Origin of the sequence: Aliihoeflea sp. 2WW (assembly GCF_000497755.1) — a bacterium.
Taxonomy (GTDB): Bacteria; Pseudomonadota; Alphaproteobacteria; order Rhizobiales; family Rhizobiaceae; genus Aliihoeflea.
Window position 1 is genome coordinate 242,228 of the sequence record NZ_AYOD01000001.1, and the last position, 14,023, is coordinate 256,250.

15 protein-coding genes are annotated in these 14,023 nt (G+C 63.8%); 10 read left to right on the forward strand and 5 right to left on the reverse strand.

What is annotated here, in order from left to right; all coding sequences use genetic code 11:
* Positions 1-2 precede the first annotated feature (2 nt).
* Positions 3-1,457 carry a D-alanyl-D-alanine carboxypeptidase gene (locus tag ALII_RS0101230; RefSeq protein WP_244437242.1) on the reverse strand — a complete coding sequence of 485 codons (1,455 nt, stop codon included), beginning with the start codon at positions 1,455-1,457 and terminating at the stop codon, positions 3-5.
* A gap of 251 nt (positions 1,458-1,708) precedes the next feature.
* On the opposite strand from ALII_RS0101230, the gene ALII_RS0101235 reads away from it, so the two are divergent.
* The 6 genes from ALII_RS0101235 to ALII_RS0101260 all read left to right on the forward strand — a co-directional run bounded on the left by ALII_RS0101235 (position 1,709) and on the right by ALII_RS0101260 (position 7,259).
* Entirely contained in the window at positions 1,709-2,038 is a 330-nt protein-coding gene (locus ALII_RS0101235) for a phasin family protein (RefSeq protein WP_024585522.1), read from the forward strand.
* Positions 2,039-2,242: 204 nt separating this feature from the next.
* Positions 2,243-2,599, forward strand: coding sequence for an ATP-dependent Clp protease adapter ClpS (clpS, locus tag ALII_RS0101240; protein ID WP_029660067.1), 357 nt, complete (start codon positions 2,243-2,245; stop codon positions 2,597-2,599).
* Positions 2,600-2,607: 8 nt separating this feature from the next.
* Positions 2,608-5,073 carry an ATP-dependent Clp protease ATP-binding subunit ClpA gene (clpA, locus tag ALII_RS0101245; RefSeq protein ID WP_024585524.1) on the forward strand — a complete coding sequence of 822 codons (2,466 nt, stop codon included), beginning with the start codon at positions 2,608-2,610 and terminating at the stop codon, positions 5,071-5,073.
* Between the two features lie 181 nt (positions 5,074-5,254).
* Entirely contained in the window at positions 5,255-5,923 is a 669-nt protein-coding gene (locus ALII_RS0101250) for an AzlC family ABC transporter permease (protein WP_244437244.1), read from the forward strand.
* Positions 5,920-6,273, forward strand: a complete 354-nt coding sequence (locus ALII_RS0101255; protein WP_024585526.1) for an AzlD domain-containing protein — start codon at positions 5,920-5,922, stop codon at positions 6,271-6,273. The genes ALII_RS0101250 and ALII_RS0101255 overlap by 4 nt, the downstream gene beginning before the upstream one ends.
* A 50-nt stretch (positions 6,274-6,323) precedes the next feature.
* Positions 6,324-7,259 carry a phosphatase PAP2 family protein gene (locus ALII_RS0101260; RefSeq protein WP_024585527.1) on the forward strand — a complete coding sequence of 312 codons (936 nt, stop codon included), beginning with the start codon at positions 6,324-6,326 and terminating at the stop codon, positions 7,257-7,259.
* On the opposite strand, the gene ALII_RS0101265 is transcribed toward ALII_RS0101260, so the two are convergent.
* The 4 genes from ALII_RS0101265 to ALII_RS0101280 all read right to left on the reverse strand — a co-directional run bounded on the left by ALII_RS0101265 (position 7,234) and on the right by ALII_RS0101280 (position 10,262).
* Positions 7,234-7,665, reverse strand: coding sequence for an HIT family protein (locus ALII_RS0101265; protein ID WP_024585528.1), 432 nt, complete (start codon positions 7,663-7,665; stop codon positions 7,234-7,236). The genes ALII_RS0101260 and ALII_RS0101265 overlap by 26 nt on opposite strands.
* Positions 7,666-7,806: 141 nt before the next feature.
* A complete protein-coding gene (locus tag ALII_RS0101270) occupies positions 7,807-8,985 on the reverse strand; it encodes a GNAT family N-acetyltransferase (protein ID WP_024585529.1) in 1,179 nt (392 codons plus the stop codon).
* Between the two features lie 71 nt (positions 8,986-9,056).
* Positions 9,057-9,785, reverse strand: a complete 729-nt coding sequence (locus ALII_RS0101275) for a glycerophosphodiester phosphodiesterase (protein ID WP_024585530.1) — start codon at positions 9,783-9,785, stop codon at positions 9,057-9,059.
* 6 nt (positions 9,786-9,791) lie between these two features.
* Positions 9,792-10,262 (reverse strand): RidA family protein, encoded by a 471-nt coding sequence (locus tag ALII_RS0101280; RefSeq protein ID WP_024585531.1) that lies wholly within the window; start codon positions 10,260-10,262, stop codon positions 9,792-9,794.
* Positions 10,263-10,371: 109 nt separating this feature from the next.
* Between ALII_RS0101280 and ALII_RS0101285 the strand changes: the two genes are divergently transcribed.
* From ALII_RS0101285 to pyrH, 4 genes are all read left to right on the forward strand, one after another.
* A complete protein-coding gene (locus ALII_RS0101285; protein WP_024585532.1) occupies positions 10,372-11,190 on the forward strand; it encodes a cell envelope integrity EipB family protein in 819 nt (272 codons plus the stop codon).
* A 151-nt stretch (positions 11,191-11,341) separates the two neighbouring features.
* Positions 11,342-12,124, forward strand: coding sequence for a 30S ribosomal protein S2 (gene rpsB, locus ALII_RS0101290; protein ID WP_029660070.1), 783 nt, complete (start codon positions 11,342-11,344; stop codon positions 12,122-12,124).
* Positions 12,125-12,220: 96 nt separating this feature from the next.
* Positions 12,221-13,144 carry a translation elongation factor Ts gene (tsf, locus tag ALII_RS0101295; protein WP_024585534.1) on the forward strand — a complete coding sequence of 308 codons (924 nt, stop codon included), beginning with the start codon at positions 12,221-12,223 and terminating at the stop codon, positions 13,142-13,144.
* 103 nt (positions 13,145-13,247) lie between these two features.
* Positions 13,248-13,970 carry a UMP kinase gene (pyrH, locus tag ALII_RS0101300; protein ID WP_024585535.1) on the forward strand — a complete coding sequence of 241 codons (723 nt, stop codon included), beginning with the start codon at positions 13,248-13,250 and terminating at the stop codon, positions 13,968-13,970.
* The last annotated feature ends 53 nt before the right edge of the window (positions 13,971-14,023 follow it).

Below are 14,023 nucleotides of genomic sequence, written 5' to 3' on the forward strand. Positions count from 1 at the left end.
ACTTACATCTGTACCGCATAGCAGGCGATGCCGTAGCTCTTCAGCGAGCTGCAGGCGGACCATGCCGCGTCCTTGCCGGCGAAACCGGCGAAGCGCGCGCGGTAGTAGGTCTGGCCGTTGTGGTCGAACGTCTCGGTGAACGGATCGGCACTGCCGAGGACGTTGGACGCGCGCGACTTCGCGTTGGCGAGGAAGGACTTGGCCTCGCTTTCCGACGGCATGGACGCCACCTGGATGACCCAGCCGGCGGGCTGCGTCGAGGATGTCTGGACCGGATCGACTTCCGCACGCTCCTTGATCGCGTGAAGAGCCGCGGGCACGGCCTGCGAGGGCACCGGGGCAGGGGGCGTCGGCCGGGCGGTCGGGACCGCGCCTGCGAATGCCATCTGGATCCGGTTGGAGGCGTCGTCATTGCCCAGCGGGGCGGACGGGGCAGGAGCCATCGCAGGCGCCTGGGCTACCGGCTGTGCGGCTGCCGTCGAGGTCAAAGCGAGTTCCATCTGCGCGGCGCCGGCCGGTTCGGCCGGGCGGAACTGCGGCGCGGACATCTTCGTCGGCAGCACATTGGCGGCAGCGGCGACGGCAACGCCCTGGCTGGCCGCGCCGCGAGCAACGAGCAACTGCTTGTTGCCGCGCGAAGCCTTGGGAAGGTATTCGCGGATCAGTTCGACCATGTGATCGTCACGCGAACGTCCGGAACGGCCGCCCATCACGACAGCGACGATGGAGCGGCCATCGTCCTGCACCGACGAGACGAGGTTGAAGCCCGATGCGCGAATGTAGCCGGTCTTGATGCCATCGGCGCCGCGAACGCGACCCAGCACCCGATTGTGGTTGCCGAAGCGCTGCTTGCCGAGATTGAACTCGCGGGTGCCGAAATAGGAATAATACTGCGGATAGTGCTCGCGCAGGGCGACGCCGAGGATCGCCATGTCACGTGCGCTGGTCACCTGCTTGTTGTTCGGCAGGCCGTGGGCGTTCTGGAACGTGGTCGAATTCATGCCGAGCTGGCGCGCCTTCGTGGTCATCAGCCGGGCAAAGTTCTGCTCCGAACCACCGACGAATTCGCCGATCGCAGTGGCGATGTCATTGGCGGAACGGGTGACGAGCGAATAGATCGCGTTTTCCGCCGTGATCGTGGAGCCGGCGCGCAAGCCGATCTTGGTCGGCGGCTCGGCGGCTGCCTTGGCGCTGATCGGAATCGGCGTCGACTTGGCGACGCGACCGGACTCCATCTGCTCGAACAGCATGTAGAGCGTCATCATCTTGGTCAGCGAGGCCGGGAAGCGCTGTTCGTCGCCATAGCGATTGAACAGGACCTGCCCCGTCTTGGCGTCCATGACATAGGCCGCATAGCGCGGATTCGCCGAGGCGTGACCGACGGAGCCGGCGACCAAGGCGAGGGCGGTGAGGAAGGAAAGCAGGACCTTGAGGACGGCCTGGTGACGCGGAAGCATTCCGGCGAACGTCTGACGCACAACTACACCCATACAGATTTTGTCGGTCGCATTCTGGCGAGGATTTACATGCTGCCAACCTAGCCGCCGGAAGTTACCGATCCGTTTATGGTAACCGCTTCGTTCATAAAGCCGGCCAAATTCGAGACGTGCCTGCATTCCGGCCGCAATTGACGGGTGCTGCGTCGCACGCTACGGTTTTCGCATCGCAGCATTGCTGCTCCGTCCATTGGACCAAGAGGTTTTGGCTTATGATGCAATCCTTCGACGACGCCGGTAAGTTTGGCAAGGAAATGGCCGATAGCGGGCTGAGAAGTTTCGCTTCGGTTTCGAAGAACATGCAGGCGATCGCCGTCGAGGCGACCGAATACTCCCGACGCGCGTTCGAGCAGTCCGGTTCGGTGGTGGAAAAGCTGGTTCAGGCGAAGTCGCCCGACAAGGCGATGGAGATCCAGATGGATTTCGTACGCCAGGCCTATGAAGGCTTCGTCGGCCAGGCGACGCGAATGAGCGAGCTTTATGCCGACATGGCGAAAGAGGTCTACAAGCCCTTCGAGACGCTGGGCGTGAAGGCGCGGTGACCGCAAAGCACATCGGCGAAACGACAACGAGGCCGCGCGATTGCGCGGCCTTTTTCGTGCCGGATCGAGACGTCAAAAATATTGTCGAGGACGTGAAGCCTGGCCGTATTGTCACCATCGACACAGGGCTTACAATCGAACACGAAACACCTACATGACGCTTCCGAGGCGGGAGTGGTTGGATTGGGAAGGCGAGTGACGAGCATAGGTTCCGGCGAGCGTGCGCCCAAGGCTCAGGCGGGCGAAAACGGCAATGGCGGCCCCGGCCGCGGCACGGCGGTTATCACCCGCACGAAAGCCAAGACCAAGAAGCCCAGTCTCTACCGCGTCCTGATCCTGAACGACGACTACACGCCGATGGAATTCGTCGTGCACGTGCTCGAGCGCTTCTTCCAGAAGGATCGCGAGGCTGCGACCCGCATCATGCTCCACGTCCATAATCACGGTGTCGGCGAATGCGGCGTCTACACCTTCGAGGTGGCCGAGACCAAGGTGACGCAAGTCATGGATTTCGCTCGCCAACACCAGCATCCGCTGCAATGCGTGATGGAAAAGAAATGAGGTACTGAATGCCGGCATTCTCCCAAGGCCTCGAGCGCGCGCTGCACCAGGCGCTGACTTTCGCCAACGAACGGCATCATGAATACGCGACGCTCGAGCATCTCCTGCTGGCGCTGATCGACGACAGCGACGCGTCTGCCGTCATGCGTGCGTGCAACGTCAATGTCGACGAACTCAAGCAGACCGTCCTCACCTATATCGACACCGAACTCGACAATCTCGTCACCGGCTATGACGAGGATTCCAAGCCCACGGCCGGGTTCCAGCGCGTCATCCAGCGCGCGGTCATCCACGTGCAGTCGTCGGGCCGCGAGGAAGTTTCGGGCGCCAACGTGCTCGTCGCCATCTTCGCCGAGCGGGAAAGCCATGCGGCCTACTTCCTGCAGGAACAGCAGATGACCCGCTACGACGCGGTCAACTACATCAGCCACGGCATCGCCAAGCGGCCGGGCGGAGCGGAGGCGCGCACGCCGCGCGGGGCCGAGGAAGAGGCTGCAAGCCCGGCTTCGGAGAACGAGGAAGGCACGAAGAAGAAGCAGCAGCAGGACGCTTTGACGGCCTATTGCGTCAATCTCAACGAGAAGGCGAAGACCGGCAAGATTGACCCGCTGATCGGCCGCTCGGAAGAGATCAACCGGACCATCCAGGTGCTCTGCCGCCGCTCGAAGAACAATCCGCTCTATGTGGGCGATCCGGGCGTCGGCAAGACGGCCATCGCGGAAGGGCTCGCCAAGCGCATCGTCGAGGGCGACGTGCCCGAAGTGCTGCTCGACGCGACGATCTTCTCGCTCGACATGGGCTCGCTTCTCGCCGGAACGCGCTATCGCGGCGATTTCGAGGAGCGGCTGAAGCAGGTCGTCAAGGAACTCGAGGACTATCCGGGCGCGGTGCTCTTCATCGACGAGATCCATACCGTGATCGGCGCGGGCGCGACTTCGGGCGGCGCTATGGATGCGTCGAACCTTCTGAAGCCTGCGCTGTCGTCGGGCGCGATCCGCTGCATCGGCTCGACCACCTACAAGGAGTTCCGCCAGTTCTTCGAGAAGGACCGCGCGCTGGTGCGGCGCTTCCAGAAGATCGACGTCAAGGAACCGACCATCGAGGATGCGATCTCGATCATGAAGGGGCTGAAGCCCTATTTCGAGGACTTCCACAAGGTCAAGTACACCAACGAGGCGATCAAGGCGGCGGTGGAGCTTTCCGCGCGCTACATCTCCGACCGCAAGCTGCCGGACAAGGCGATCGACGTGGTCGACGAGACCGGCGCGTCGCAGATGCTGTTGCCGGAGAACAAGCGCAAGAAGACGATCAGCGTGAAGGAGATCGAGCAGACGATCGCCACCATGGCGCGCATTCCGCCGAAGACCGTCTCGGCCGACGACGAGAAGGTGCTGGCGACGCTCGAGGACGAGCTGAAGCGGGTCGTCTATGGGCAGGATACGGCGATCAGCGCACTGTCGTCCTCGATCAAGCTGGCGCGGGCCGGCCTGCGCGAGCCGGACAAGCCGATCGGCTCCTACCTCTTCTCGGGGCCGACGGGCGTCGGCAAGACCGAGGTCGCCAAGCAGCTTGCGGCGTCGCTCGGCGTGGAACTGCTGCGCTTCGACATGTCGGAATATATGGAACGGCACACCGTTTCACGGCTGATCGGCGCGCCTCCCGGCTATGTCGGCTTCGACCAGGGCGGCTTGCTGACAGATGGCGTCGACCAGCATCCGCATTGCGTGCTGCTGCTCGACGAGATCGAGAAGGCGCATCCGGACCTGTTCAACATCCTCTTGCAGGTCATGGATCATGGCTCGCTGACGGACCACAACGGGAAAAAGATCGACTTCCGCAACGTGATCCTGATCATGACGACCAATGCGGGCGCTTCCGACATGGCCAAGCCGGCGATCGGCTTCGGCTCGACGAAGCGCGAAGGCGACGACATGGAGGCGATCAATCGCCTGTTCTCGCCGGAATTCCGCAACCGTCTCGACGCGATCATCCCGTTCGGCTCGCTGCCGATCCCGGTCATTCACCAGGTCGTGCAGAAGTTCGTCATGCAGCTCGAGGCGCAGCTTGCCGAGCGGAGGGTGACGTTCGAGCTGACGCCGGACGCGATCGAATGGCTGGCAGACAAGGGCTATGACGAGCGCATGGGCGCGCGGCCGCTCGGCCGGGTTATCCAGGAGCACATCAAGAAGCCGCTGGCCGAGGAAGTGCTGTTCGGCAAGCTCAAGAAGGGCGGCACGGTGCGCGTTCTGGTCGAGGCCAAGGAGGACGGTTCCAAGGGCATCGTCCTCGAGAGCCTTGCCGAGGATGCGCCGGTGAAGCCGAAGAAGGAAGCGCCGGAGAATTCTCCGAAGCCGAAGAAGGCCGCGTCGCGGAAAGCCAAGGCGAAAGTCGCGGCGGCGGTCGGCGCCGATGGTGCGCCGGACAAGGCGGGCGGTAAACGGTCGAGCGTACCGCAACTGCCGCGCAAGAGCTGAGGCCGACTGACAGGAAAACCAAAAGCGGCGTCTTCGGGCGCCGCTTTTTTAACATCGCAAGTTTCCGGCCCCTGTGCTATCGGGGCCCGACATGCCTTCGCCTGCCGACTCACATATCGATTCTCCATCGCCCGACTTTTCCACGCGACTCAAATGGTTCGCGCGCGGGTGTCGTGCGTCGATGTCGGTTCCGGCGCTGATCCTGGCGAGCAGCTTCGTCGGCTTTGCCGCGCTGGCGCTTGAGGCTGGCTTCACGCTGGCGCAGACCGTGTTCATGACGGGGATCGTGTGGGCGCTTCCGGCCAAGGTGGTGCTGATCGGCGCGGTGCTGGCGGGCAACGGCATCGCCGGCGCGGCCTTTGCGGTGGCGCTGTCCTCGGTGCGGCTTGCGCCGATGGTCGTCGTGCTGGTGCCGGAACTGCGCGGGCCCCGGACCCGGACCTGGGTTCTCTATCTGCTTTCCCATTTCGTCGCCGTCACGTCCTGGGTGATCGCGCTCGAACAGATCCGCCATGTGCCGCGCGAATTCCGCACGAGCTGGTATGGCGGCGTCGGCTCGTCGCTGGTCCTGCTCAACATGATCATCGTCGCGCTGGTCTACACGCTGGCGCAAAACCTGCCGCCGATCATTTCGGCCGCGCTCTTCATGCTGACGCCGATCTACTTTCTGACCTCGCTTTGGGTGTCCGCGCGCGAGCGGGCAGGGCATGTCGCGATGGTCCTCGGTCTTCTGCTCGGGCCGCTTTTCCACATCGTCGTTCCCGATTTCAGCCTGCTGGCGACCGGGTTGGTCGGCGGATTGCTGGCCTATCTTTTCCATATCGTGGCGAAGCGCAGGAAAGCGACATGACCTTCGATGCGCTCGACGTCTGGTGGTGGCCCTATGTCTTTATCCTCGTTGCCGGATGGCTGGCGACGGATAGCTGGCGCTTTCTGGGCGTCTATCTCGGCGGGCGGATATCGGAAGAATCGGATGCGCTCGTCTTCGTGCGGTGTGTTGCGACCGCACTGGTTGCCGCCGTCATCGCCAATCTGATCGTCAATCCGAACGGGCCGCTCGCCGACACGACGCTCGAGTTGCGGGTCTTTTCGGCGATCGTGGGCTTCTGTGCCTTCCTGTGGTTCGGCAAGCGCGTGCTGATCGGCATCTTCGTGACCGAGGCCGTGCTGATCGCGGGCATGATCCTGGCGGCCGGTTAGGCGGCGATTCATCAAATTCCGGTACGGTCCTCCGTCTGAAGAGGGCCGACATGTATCTGCGCCAGGCTGAAATCACGATCCTGTTGTTTCTCGCGCCGCTGGCGCTGATCGACGGCTGGCTGATCGTCGCGAAGGACCAGGCCGTCGACTGGGCCAGCTATGCGCCCGGCGTTCTGGCGGCGTTGGTGGTGATCGCGGTGGGGCTTGCCTATCGCGCGCTCGAGCGCAGCGAAGGCATTGCGCTCGGTTCAATCGCGACGGGCCTGTTCGTCCTGTTCACGATCCTGGCGTCGATCCTGAACTACCTGCTTTTCCCGCTCGCCGCGCCCACGATCGATCCCGTCCTGGCGAGGATCGATGCACTGTTCGGTTATCACTGGCCCGACTTCGTCGCCATGTTCGGGGCTTGGCCGTGGCTCGGCACCGTGCTTGGGCGCATCTATCTGAGTTCTCTGCCTCAGCTCGTGCTGGTCGTCATTCTGCTCGGCTTCATGGAAAAGCCGGTCGCGCTTCATCGCTTTCTTCTGACAGGCATCATCGGCGCCGCACTGTCCATTGGCATCTGGTGGCTTGCACCGAGCTTCGGGCCGTCGACGATGCACGACATTCCGGGCGATCTGGCCAACAGCATCGATCTGGTCGTGCGCAACGAATACGGAGCGGAATTGCTGCGGTTGGCGATCGAAGGGTCGGCGCTGATCACGGCGAAGGACACGCTGGGCGTGATCGCATTTCCGTCATTTCACACGGTGATGGCGCTCATGGCGATTTGGTTCACGTGGGAAACGCGGCTGCGGACCCCGTTCCTCCTCGTCAATATCGCGATGATACCCGCGATCCTGGTCCATGGCGGGCATCACCTGGTCGATCTCGCAGGTGGCGTCGCTGTATTCGCCGTGGCGCTTGCGATGGCGAGAATGCTCGTTCCTGCAGGGGCCGAGCGCAGAAAGCCGGCGTTCGTCACGCGCCGTCCAGCGCAGCCCTGATCCGTTCGGCATTGGCCGCGAGGACGTCCGGCTTTTCCATCTCGCCCGAATGCGGCTTCAGCGCGACGCCGTCGAAGCGCGGAATGACGTGAAAATGGAGATGGAAGACGACCTGCCCGCCGGCCGGTTCGTTGAATTGCTGTACGGTCACGCCGTCGGCGTCGAACGCCTTGACGATCGCGCGCGACAGTTTCTGCACCGTCGCCATGACCGCCGACAGGCTTTCGGGCGCAACGTCGAGAATGTTGCGCGACGGCTCCTTCGGGATGACGAGGCAATGCCCGTTGCCGCGCGGCATGATGTCCATGAAGGCAAAGGTCGCGTCGTCTTCGTAGAGCTTCTGGGCAGGCAGTTCGCCGCGGAGGATTTTCGCGAAGATGTTGGTGTCGTCGTAGGCGGCTGACATGGAAGGCTCCGGGTTGGTGAATGGTGAATGGTGAATAGTGAATGGGGCGAGGGGATTGCAACCGTCAGCCGAAGAGAGGTTGACGGCAAGCGGCGAATTCGAGCCTCTTCCATTCACCATTCACCATTCACCATTCACCATTCACCCTTTGCGAAACGGCGCGCGCTCGCTCAAATACTCGCCGACCTCCGCCACGTCTTCGCGCTCCCGCTCCAGATAGTCCGCGACGGCATTCCTCAGCCCCGGATGCGCGATCCAGTGGGCGGAGTGGGTGGTGACGGGGAGATAGCCGCGGGCGAGCTTGTGCTCGCCCTGCGCGCCGGCCTCGACGACGGCCAGCTTGCGTTCGATGGCGAAATCGATGGCCTGGTGGTAGCAGACCTCGAAATGGAGATAGGGGTGGTGCTCGATGCAGCCCCAGTTGCGGCCGAAGAGACGGTCGCCGCCGATGAAGTTGATCGCACCGGCGATGTAGCGGCCGTCGCGCTTCGCCATGACCAGCATGATGTCGTCGGCCATCCGCTCGCCGATCAGCGAGAAGAATTGCCGATTGAGGTAGGGCCGGCCCCATTTGCGGCTGCCGGTGTCCATGTAGAAGCGGAAGAAATCGTCCCAGACTGCTTCGGTCAAATCCGGCCCGGTCAGCCATTCGATCTCGATGCCGTCGGCGAGTGCCTCGCGCCGCTCCTTGCGCAGGGCCTTGCGCTTGCGCGAGGCGAGGGTTTCGAGGAAGTCGCCGTAGGTGTCGTAGCCCTCGTTGACGAAGTGGAACTGGGTGTCGGTGCGGTGGAGATAGCCGAGGCTTTCGAGCGCGAGGGCTTCTTCCTCCTGCGCGAAGGTGACATGGACCGACGAGATGCCGAGCCGGTCACCCAGCGTCTTCAACCCTTCGCCGAGCGCGAGACGAATCGGCGCGGGATCGAGCGCGGCATCGGCCAGGAGGCGTGGGCCGGTCGCGGGGGTGAACGGAATTGCGACCTGGAGCTTGGGATAATACCGGCCGCCGGCGCGTTCGAACGCATCCGCCCAGCCATGGTCGAAGACGTATTCGCCCTGGCTGTGAGATTTGAGGTAGCAGGGGACTGCGCCGATGAGGTCGCCGGCGGCGGTTTCGAGCGCGAGATGGTGGGGCAGCCAGCCGGCGCGGGCGCCGACGCAGCCCGAATCCTCGAGCGCAGAGAGGAAGGCGTGCGACAGGAAGGGATTGTAGGGCTCGGGGCCGCCTCGCGCGGCGCCGGCCAGCTTTGCCCAGTCGGCCGCTGCGATGCCCGCCATCCCGTCCAAGACGCGGATGACGAACCCGGCTTCATGCTCACTCATCGACCAGACATCCCGACCCGCTCATTCACTCTCTAGATACGAGCCGGGATGGAGGTTGCAAGGTCGCGCGGTCAGATCGGGCCGCGGCCGTCCGGATCGAAGCCTTCGAAGGTCATCTGGTCGGCATGTGCCGCCGTCAGTTCCTCGGACTGCTTGTCGCGTACGGTCCAGGTGATGACCGGAAGGCCGAGCTTTTCGCGCACGAAGGCGACGAAGGGGCTCGGCAGGTCGTGGACGCCGTAGGAGACGAAGTCGATCGGATGGGCGAGCATCGAGAAATGCGCTTCGAGCTCTTCGGGCTTGTTGCCGTGCGCGGTGAGGCCGACCGGAACGTCGCCCGCATCCGCGACGAGCTGGCGGATCAGCCAGTGATCGAAGGACATGACCGCGGCCTTGCCGTCATAGGCCTTGACCAGAGCGAGGACAGCGGCGGCGAGGCCGTCGTCGCGGCCTTCGGTGCCCTTCAGCTCGATGACCAGCGGCACGCGGCCGGCGGTTAGGTCCAGCAGTTCCTTCAGGGTCGGCGCATGGTCGTCCGTGCCGCCGATGCGAAGGTCCGCCATCTCGCGGGCGGTCCGGTCGAGGACATGGCCCTCGGTGCCGGTCAGGCGCTTCAGATCATGGTCGTGGAAGACGACGGGGACGCCGTCCGACGACAGATGGACGTCGCACTCGATCGCGTAGTTGCGGTCGATGGCGGCCTGGAAGGCGGAGAGCGTGTTCTCCCAGCGCGTCTTGTTCAGGTCGTGGAAGCCGCGATGGGCGATGGGACGCGCGGTGAGCCAGGAAATATCGGACATTCGTGCTCAGCCCTTCGCGATCTCGAAGATGGCTTCGACCTCGACCGCCGCGTCGAGCGGCAGGCGGGCGACGCCGACGGCGGCGCGGGCATGGCGGCCGGCCTCGCCGAGGACTTCTGCGAAGAGGTCCGACGCGCCGTTGGCGACGAGGTGATGCTCGGTGAATTCGGGATCGGAGGAGACGAAGACGGTAATCTTCACCAGCCGGGCGATGCGTTCGAGGTCGCCGAGGGCGGCCTTTGCCTGCGCCAGGACGTTGATCGCGCAGTGACGCGCGGCAGTCTGTCCGGCTGCGATCTCGACTTCGCGGCCGAGGCGGCCGGTGGCCGCAAGCTTGCTGTTGTCGAACGGAAGCTGGCCGGACGTGAACAGCAGGTCGCCTGTCACCATGAAGGGCAGGTAGTTGGCGGCGGGGGCGGCGGGAGCGGGCAGGGCGATGCCAAGCTTCTCCAGGCGGCTATTGATTGTGTCGGTCATCCTGTGATCCTTGTCGAAAGGCAAGCGCCAGCTGAATCGCCTCGCTTCTGCCACGAAAACGCTTTCAGGTGCCGGCCGAGCCGACCCAGCACCCAATCGGGAGAACCGAATGTCCCTGCCACGTCTTGCACTTCTGGCGACAGTCGCCGCGCCATTCCTGCAAGGCCAGGCGTCGGCCGCGCCGCTCCTCCCGCATCGTGCGGTGTATGATCTCGGGCTCGACGATGCAACGGACAGTTCGGGAATCACCGGGCTTTCGGGCCGCATGGTCTATGAGTTCAACGGCTCTGGCTGCGAGGGCTACACCGTCACGTTCCGTTTCGTCACGCAGATCGAGGCGAACGAGACGACGCGCCTCACCGACCAGCAGACGACGACGTTCGAGGCCGGCGACGGCTCGGAATTCTCCTTCGTCACGCGCTCCTTCATCGATCGCAATCTCGACAAGGAATCGCGCGGGTCGGCCCAGATGACCGGGGACGGGACGGAGGTCTCGATCGAGATGCCGGAACCGCAGGAACATGCGCTCGAAAAGTCGCAGTTCCCGACACATCATCTGATCGAGGTGCTGGAAAAGGCGAATGCCGGCGAGAATTTCTACGAGACGACGATCTATGACGGTTCCGAGGACGGCGACAAGCTGATGACCACGACCGTCATTCTCGGCCAGAAGACCGGACTGGAGGAGGGCGACACCGAATCGGACGCGGTCGAGGCGATTGCGTCGGAGGAGTTCTGGCCGGTCGACATCGCCTATTTCGACCTGACCGACATTTCCGGCGAGGAAACGCCGACCTATCGCATCTCCATGAAGCTCTACGACAATGGCGTCACGCGCGACCTGACGATGGATTACGGCGACTTCGCCATCACCGGGCGGCTCGTCGATCTCGAACTCTTCGACGAGCCGGGCGACTGCGCTGAATGACGCGGGTTGCATCGCGTCCTCATTGCCGCTATATGCGCGGCCATTCCACACACGGGTGATGGGTTTGGCGCCGGGAGAAATCCGGCCTCGACCTCCGGTGGCGGTTCATCCGCCTGACATCCGTGGAGGCTAACCGGAAAAGGAACCAACCATGGCTACGCCAGACTTCTCCATGCGCCAGCTTCTCGAAGCTGGTGTCCACTTCGGCCACCAGACCCACCGCTGGAACCCGAAGATGGCGCCCTATATCTTCGGCGCCCGCAACAACATCCACATCATCGACCTGTCGCAGACGGTTCCGCTCCTCAACCAGGCGCTGAAGGTCGTTTCGGACACGGTCGCCCGTGGCGGACGCGTGCTGTTCGTCGGCACCAAGCGCCAGGCTTCGGAAATCGTCGCCGACGCTGCCGAGCGCTCCGCGCAATACTACGTCAATTCGCGCTGGCTGGGCGGCATGCTCACCAACTGGAAGACGATCTCGAACTCGATCCAGCGTCTGCGCAAGCTCGACGAACTGCTCGCCGGCGAAGCCCAGGGCTTCACCAAGAAGGAGCGCCTGACGCTCGACCGCGAGCGCGAGAAGCTGAACCGCGCACTCGGCGGCATCAAGGACATGGGCTCGACGCCGGACCTTATGTTCGTGATCGACACCAACAAGGAAGCGATCGCCATCCAGGAAGCGCGCCGTCTCGGCATTCCGGTCGTCGCGATCATCGATTCGAACTGCGATCCGGACAAGGTCGACTACCCGATCCCGGGCAATGACGACGCCGCACGCGCGATCTCGTTCTATTGCGACCTGATCGCCAAGGCCGCCATCGACGGCATTGCGCGCCAGCAGGGCGCGATGGGCGTGGACGTCGGTGCTTCGGCCGAAGCACCGGTCGAGCCGGCCCTCGACGAGACGCCTGCCGAAGAAGGCAAGGCCAGCTAAGGCTGTCCGCTGCATTGGACGAGGCGAACGGCGCACCTGGAATTCTCCACGGTGCGCCGCGCCATTTTATGAATTGACGAAATTGAAGAGGCGACGATGAGCATTTCTGCTGCACAGGTCAAACAGCTCCGCGACATGACGGGCGCGGGCATGATGGACTGCAAGACGGCCCTGTCCGAGACCAATGGCGATATCGAGGCGGCCGTCGACTGGCTGCGCGCCAAGGGCATCTCCAAGGCCGACAAGAAGGCCGGCCGCACGGCAGCCGAAGGCCTGGTCGGTGTTGCTTCCGATGCGACCAGCGCGGTCGTCGTCGAGGTCAATTCCGAGACCGACTTCGTTGCCCGCAACGATGCCTTCCAGACCATCGTGCGCAACATCGCCGAAGTGGCGCTGACGACCGATGGTTCGACCGATGCGCTCGGCGCTGCGACGTATCCGGGGGCCGAGAAGTCGGTTACCGACACGATCAAGGATGCGATCGGCACGATCGGCGAGAACATGAGCCTGCGCCGTTCGGCCAAGCTCACGGTTTCGAGCGGCGCGGTCGCGACCTATGTCCACAACGCGGTCGCCGACAATCTCGGCAAGCTCGGCGTTCTGGTCGCCATCGAGACGACCGGCAATGCCGATGCCGCGCGCGCCTTCGCGCGTCAGGTCGCCATGCACGTCGCCGCGACCAACCCGCTCGCGCTGACGGCCGAGGAAGTCGACGCGTCTGCCGTCGAGCGTGAAAAGGCAGTCTTCTCCGAGCAGGCCCGCCAGTCGGGCAAGCCGGAAAACATCATCGAGAAGATGGTCGAAGGCCGCCTGCGCAAGTTCTACGAGGAAGTCGTGCTCCTGAAGCAGGCCTTCGTCATGAACCCCGACGTGACCGTCGAGAAGGCGCTTGCCGATGCCGAGAAGGAAATCGGCGCGCCGGCGAAGCTGATCGGCTTCGTACGCTTTGCGCTCGGTGAGGGCATCGAGAAGGAAGAAAGCGACTTTGCAGCCGAGGTTGCGGCGGTCGCCAAGAAGTAAGCAGTCGTCCTGCACAGAAACGAAGGGCATCGCCGGGTGACACGGCGGTGCCCTTTCATGTATCTGACACCCGGTTTCCCATTCACTGCGAGAAGAGAGTTTCATGAGCCACGCCCCGCGATACAAGCGCATCCTTCTCAAGGCGTCGGGCGAGGCCCTGATGGGATCGCAGGGCTTCGGCATCGACGTGTCGGTGGCCGACCAGATCGCCGCCGATATCGCCGAGGCGCGTAAGATGGGCGTCGAGGTGGCGGTCGTCATCGGCGGCGGCAACATCTTCCGCGGCGTGGCGGTGGCGTCCAAGGGCGGTGACCGGGTGACCGGCGACCACATGGGCATGCTCGCCACCGTCATCAATTCGCTGGCGCTGCGCACCTCGCTGATCAAGCTCGGCGTCGACGCGGTCGTCCTGTCGGCGATCGCCATGCCCGAACTTTGCGAAAGCTTCTCCCAGCGCCAGGCGACCGCTTACATGGACCAGGGCAAGGTGGTGATCTTCGCGGGCGGCACCGGCAACCCGTTCTTCACCACCGATTCCGCGGCCGCGCTGCGCGCCGCAGAGATCGGCGCGGATGCGCTCTTGAAGGGCACGCAGGTGGACGGCGTCTATTCCGCCGACCCCAAGAAGGACCCGATCGCGACGCGCTTCGAGACGATCACGCATGAGGAAGTGCTGGTCAAAGGCCTGGCGATCATGGACACGGCGGCGATTGCGCTTGCGCGTGAGAACCACATTCCGATAATCGTCTACTCGATTCATGAGCAGGGCGGTCTCGGCGCCATTCTGCGCGGGGAAGGGCGCTGCACGGTCGTCGCCGACGCCTGAGCGGCAGCGGACTTTCCAGAAAATGACGGGCCGGCAAGCCAGCCAAGGGCCAG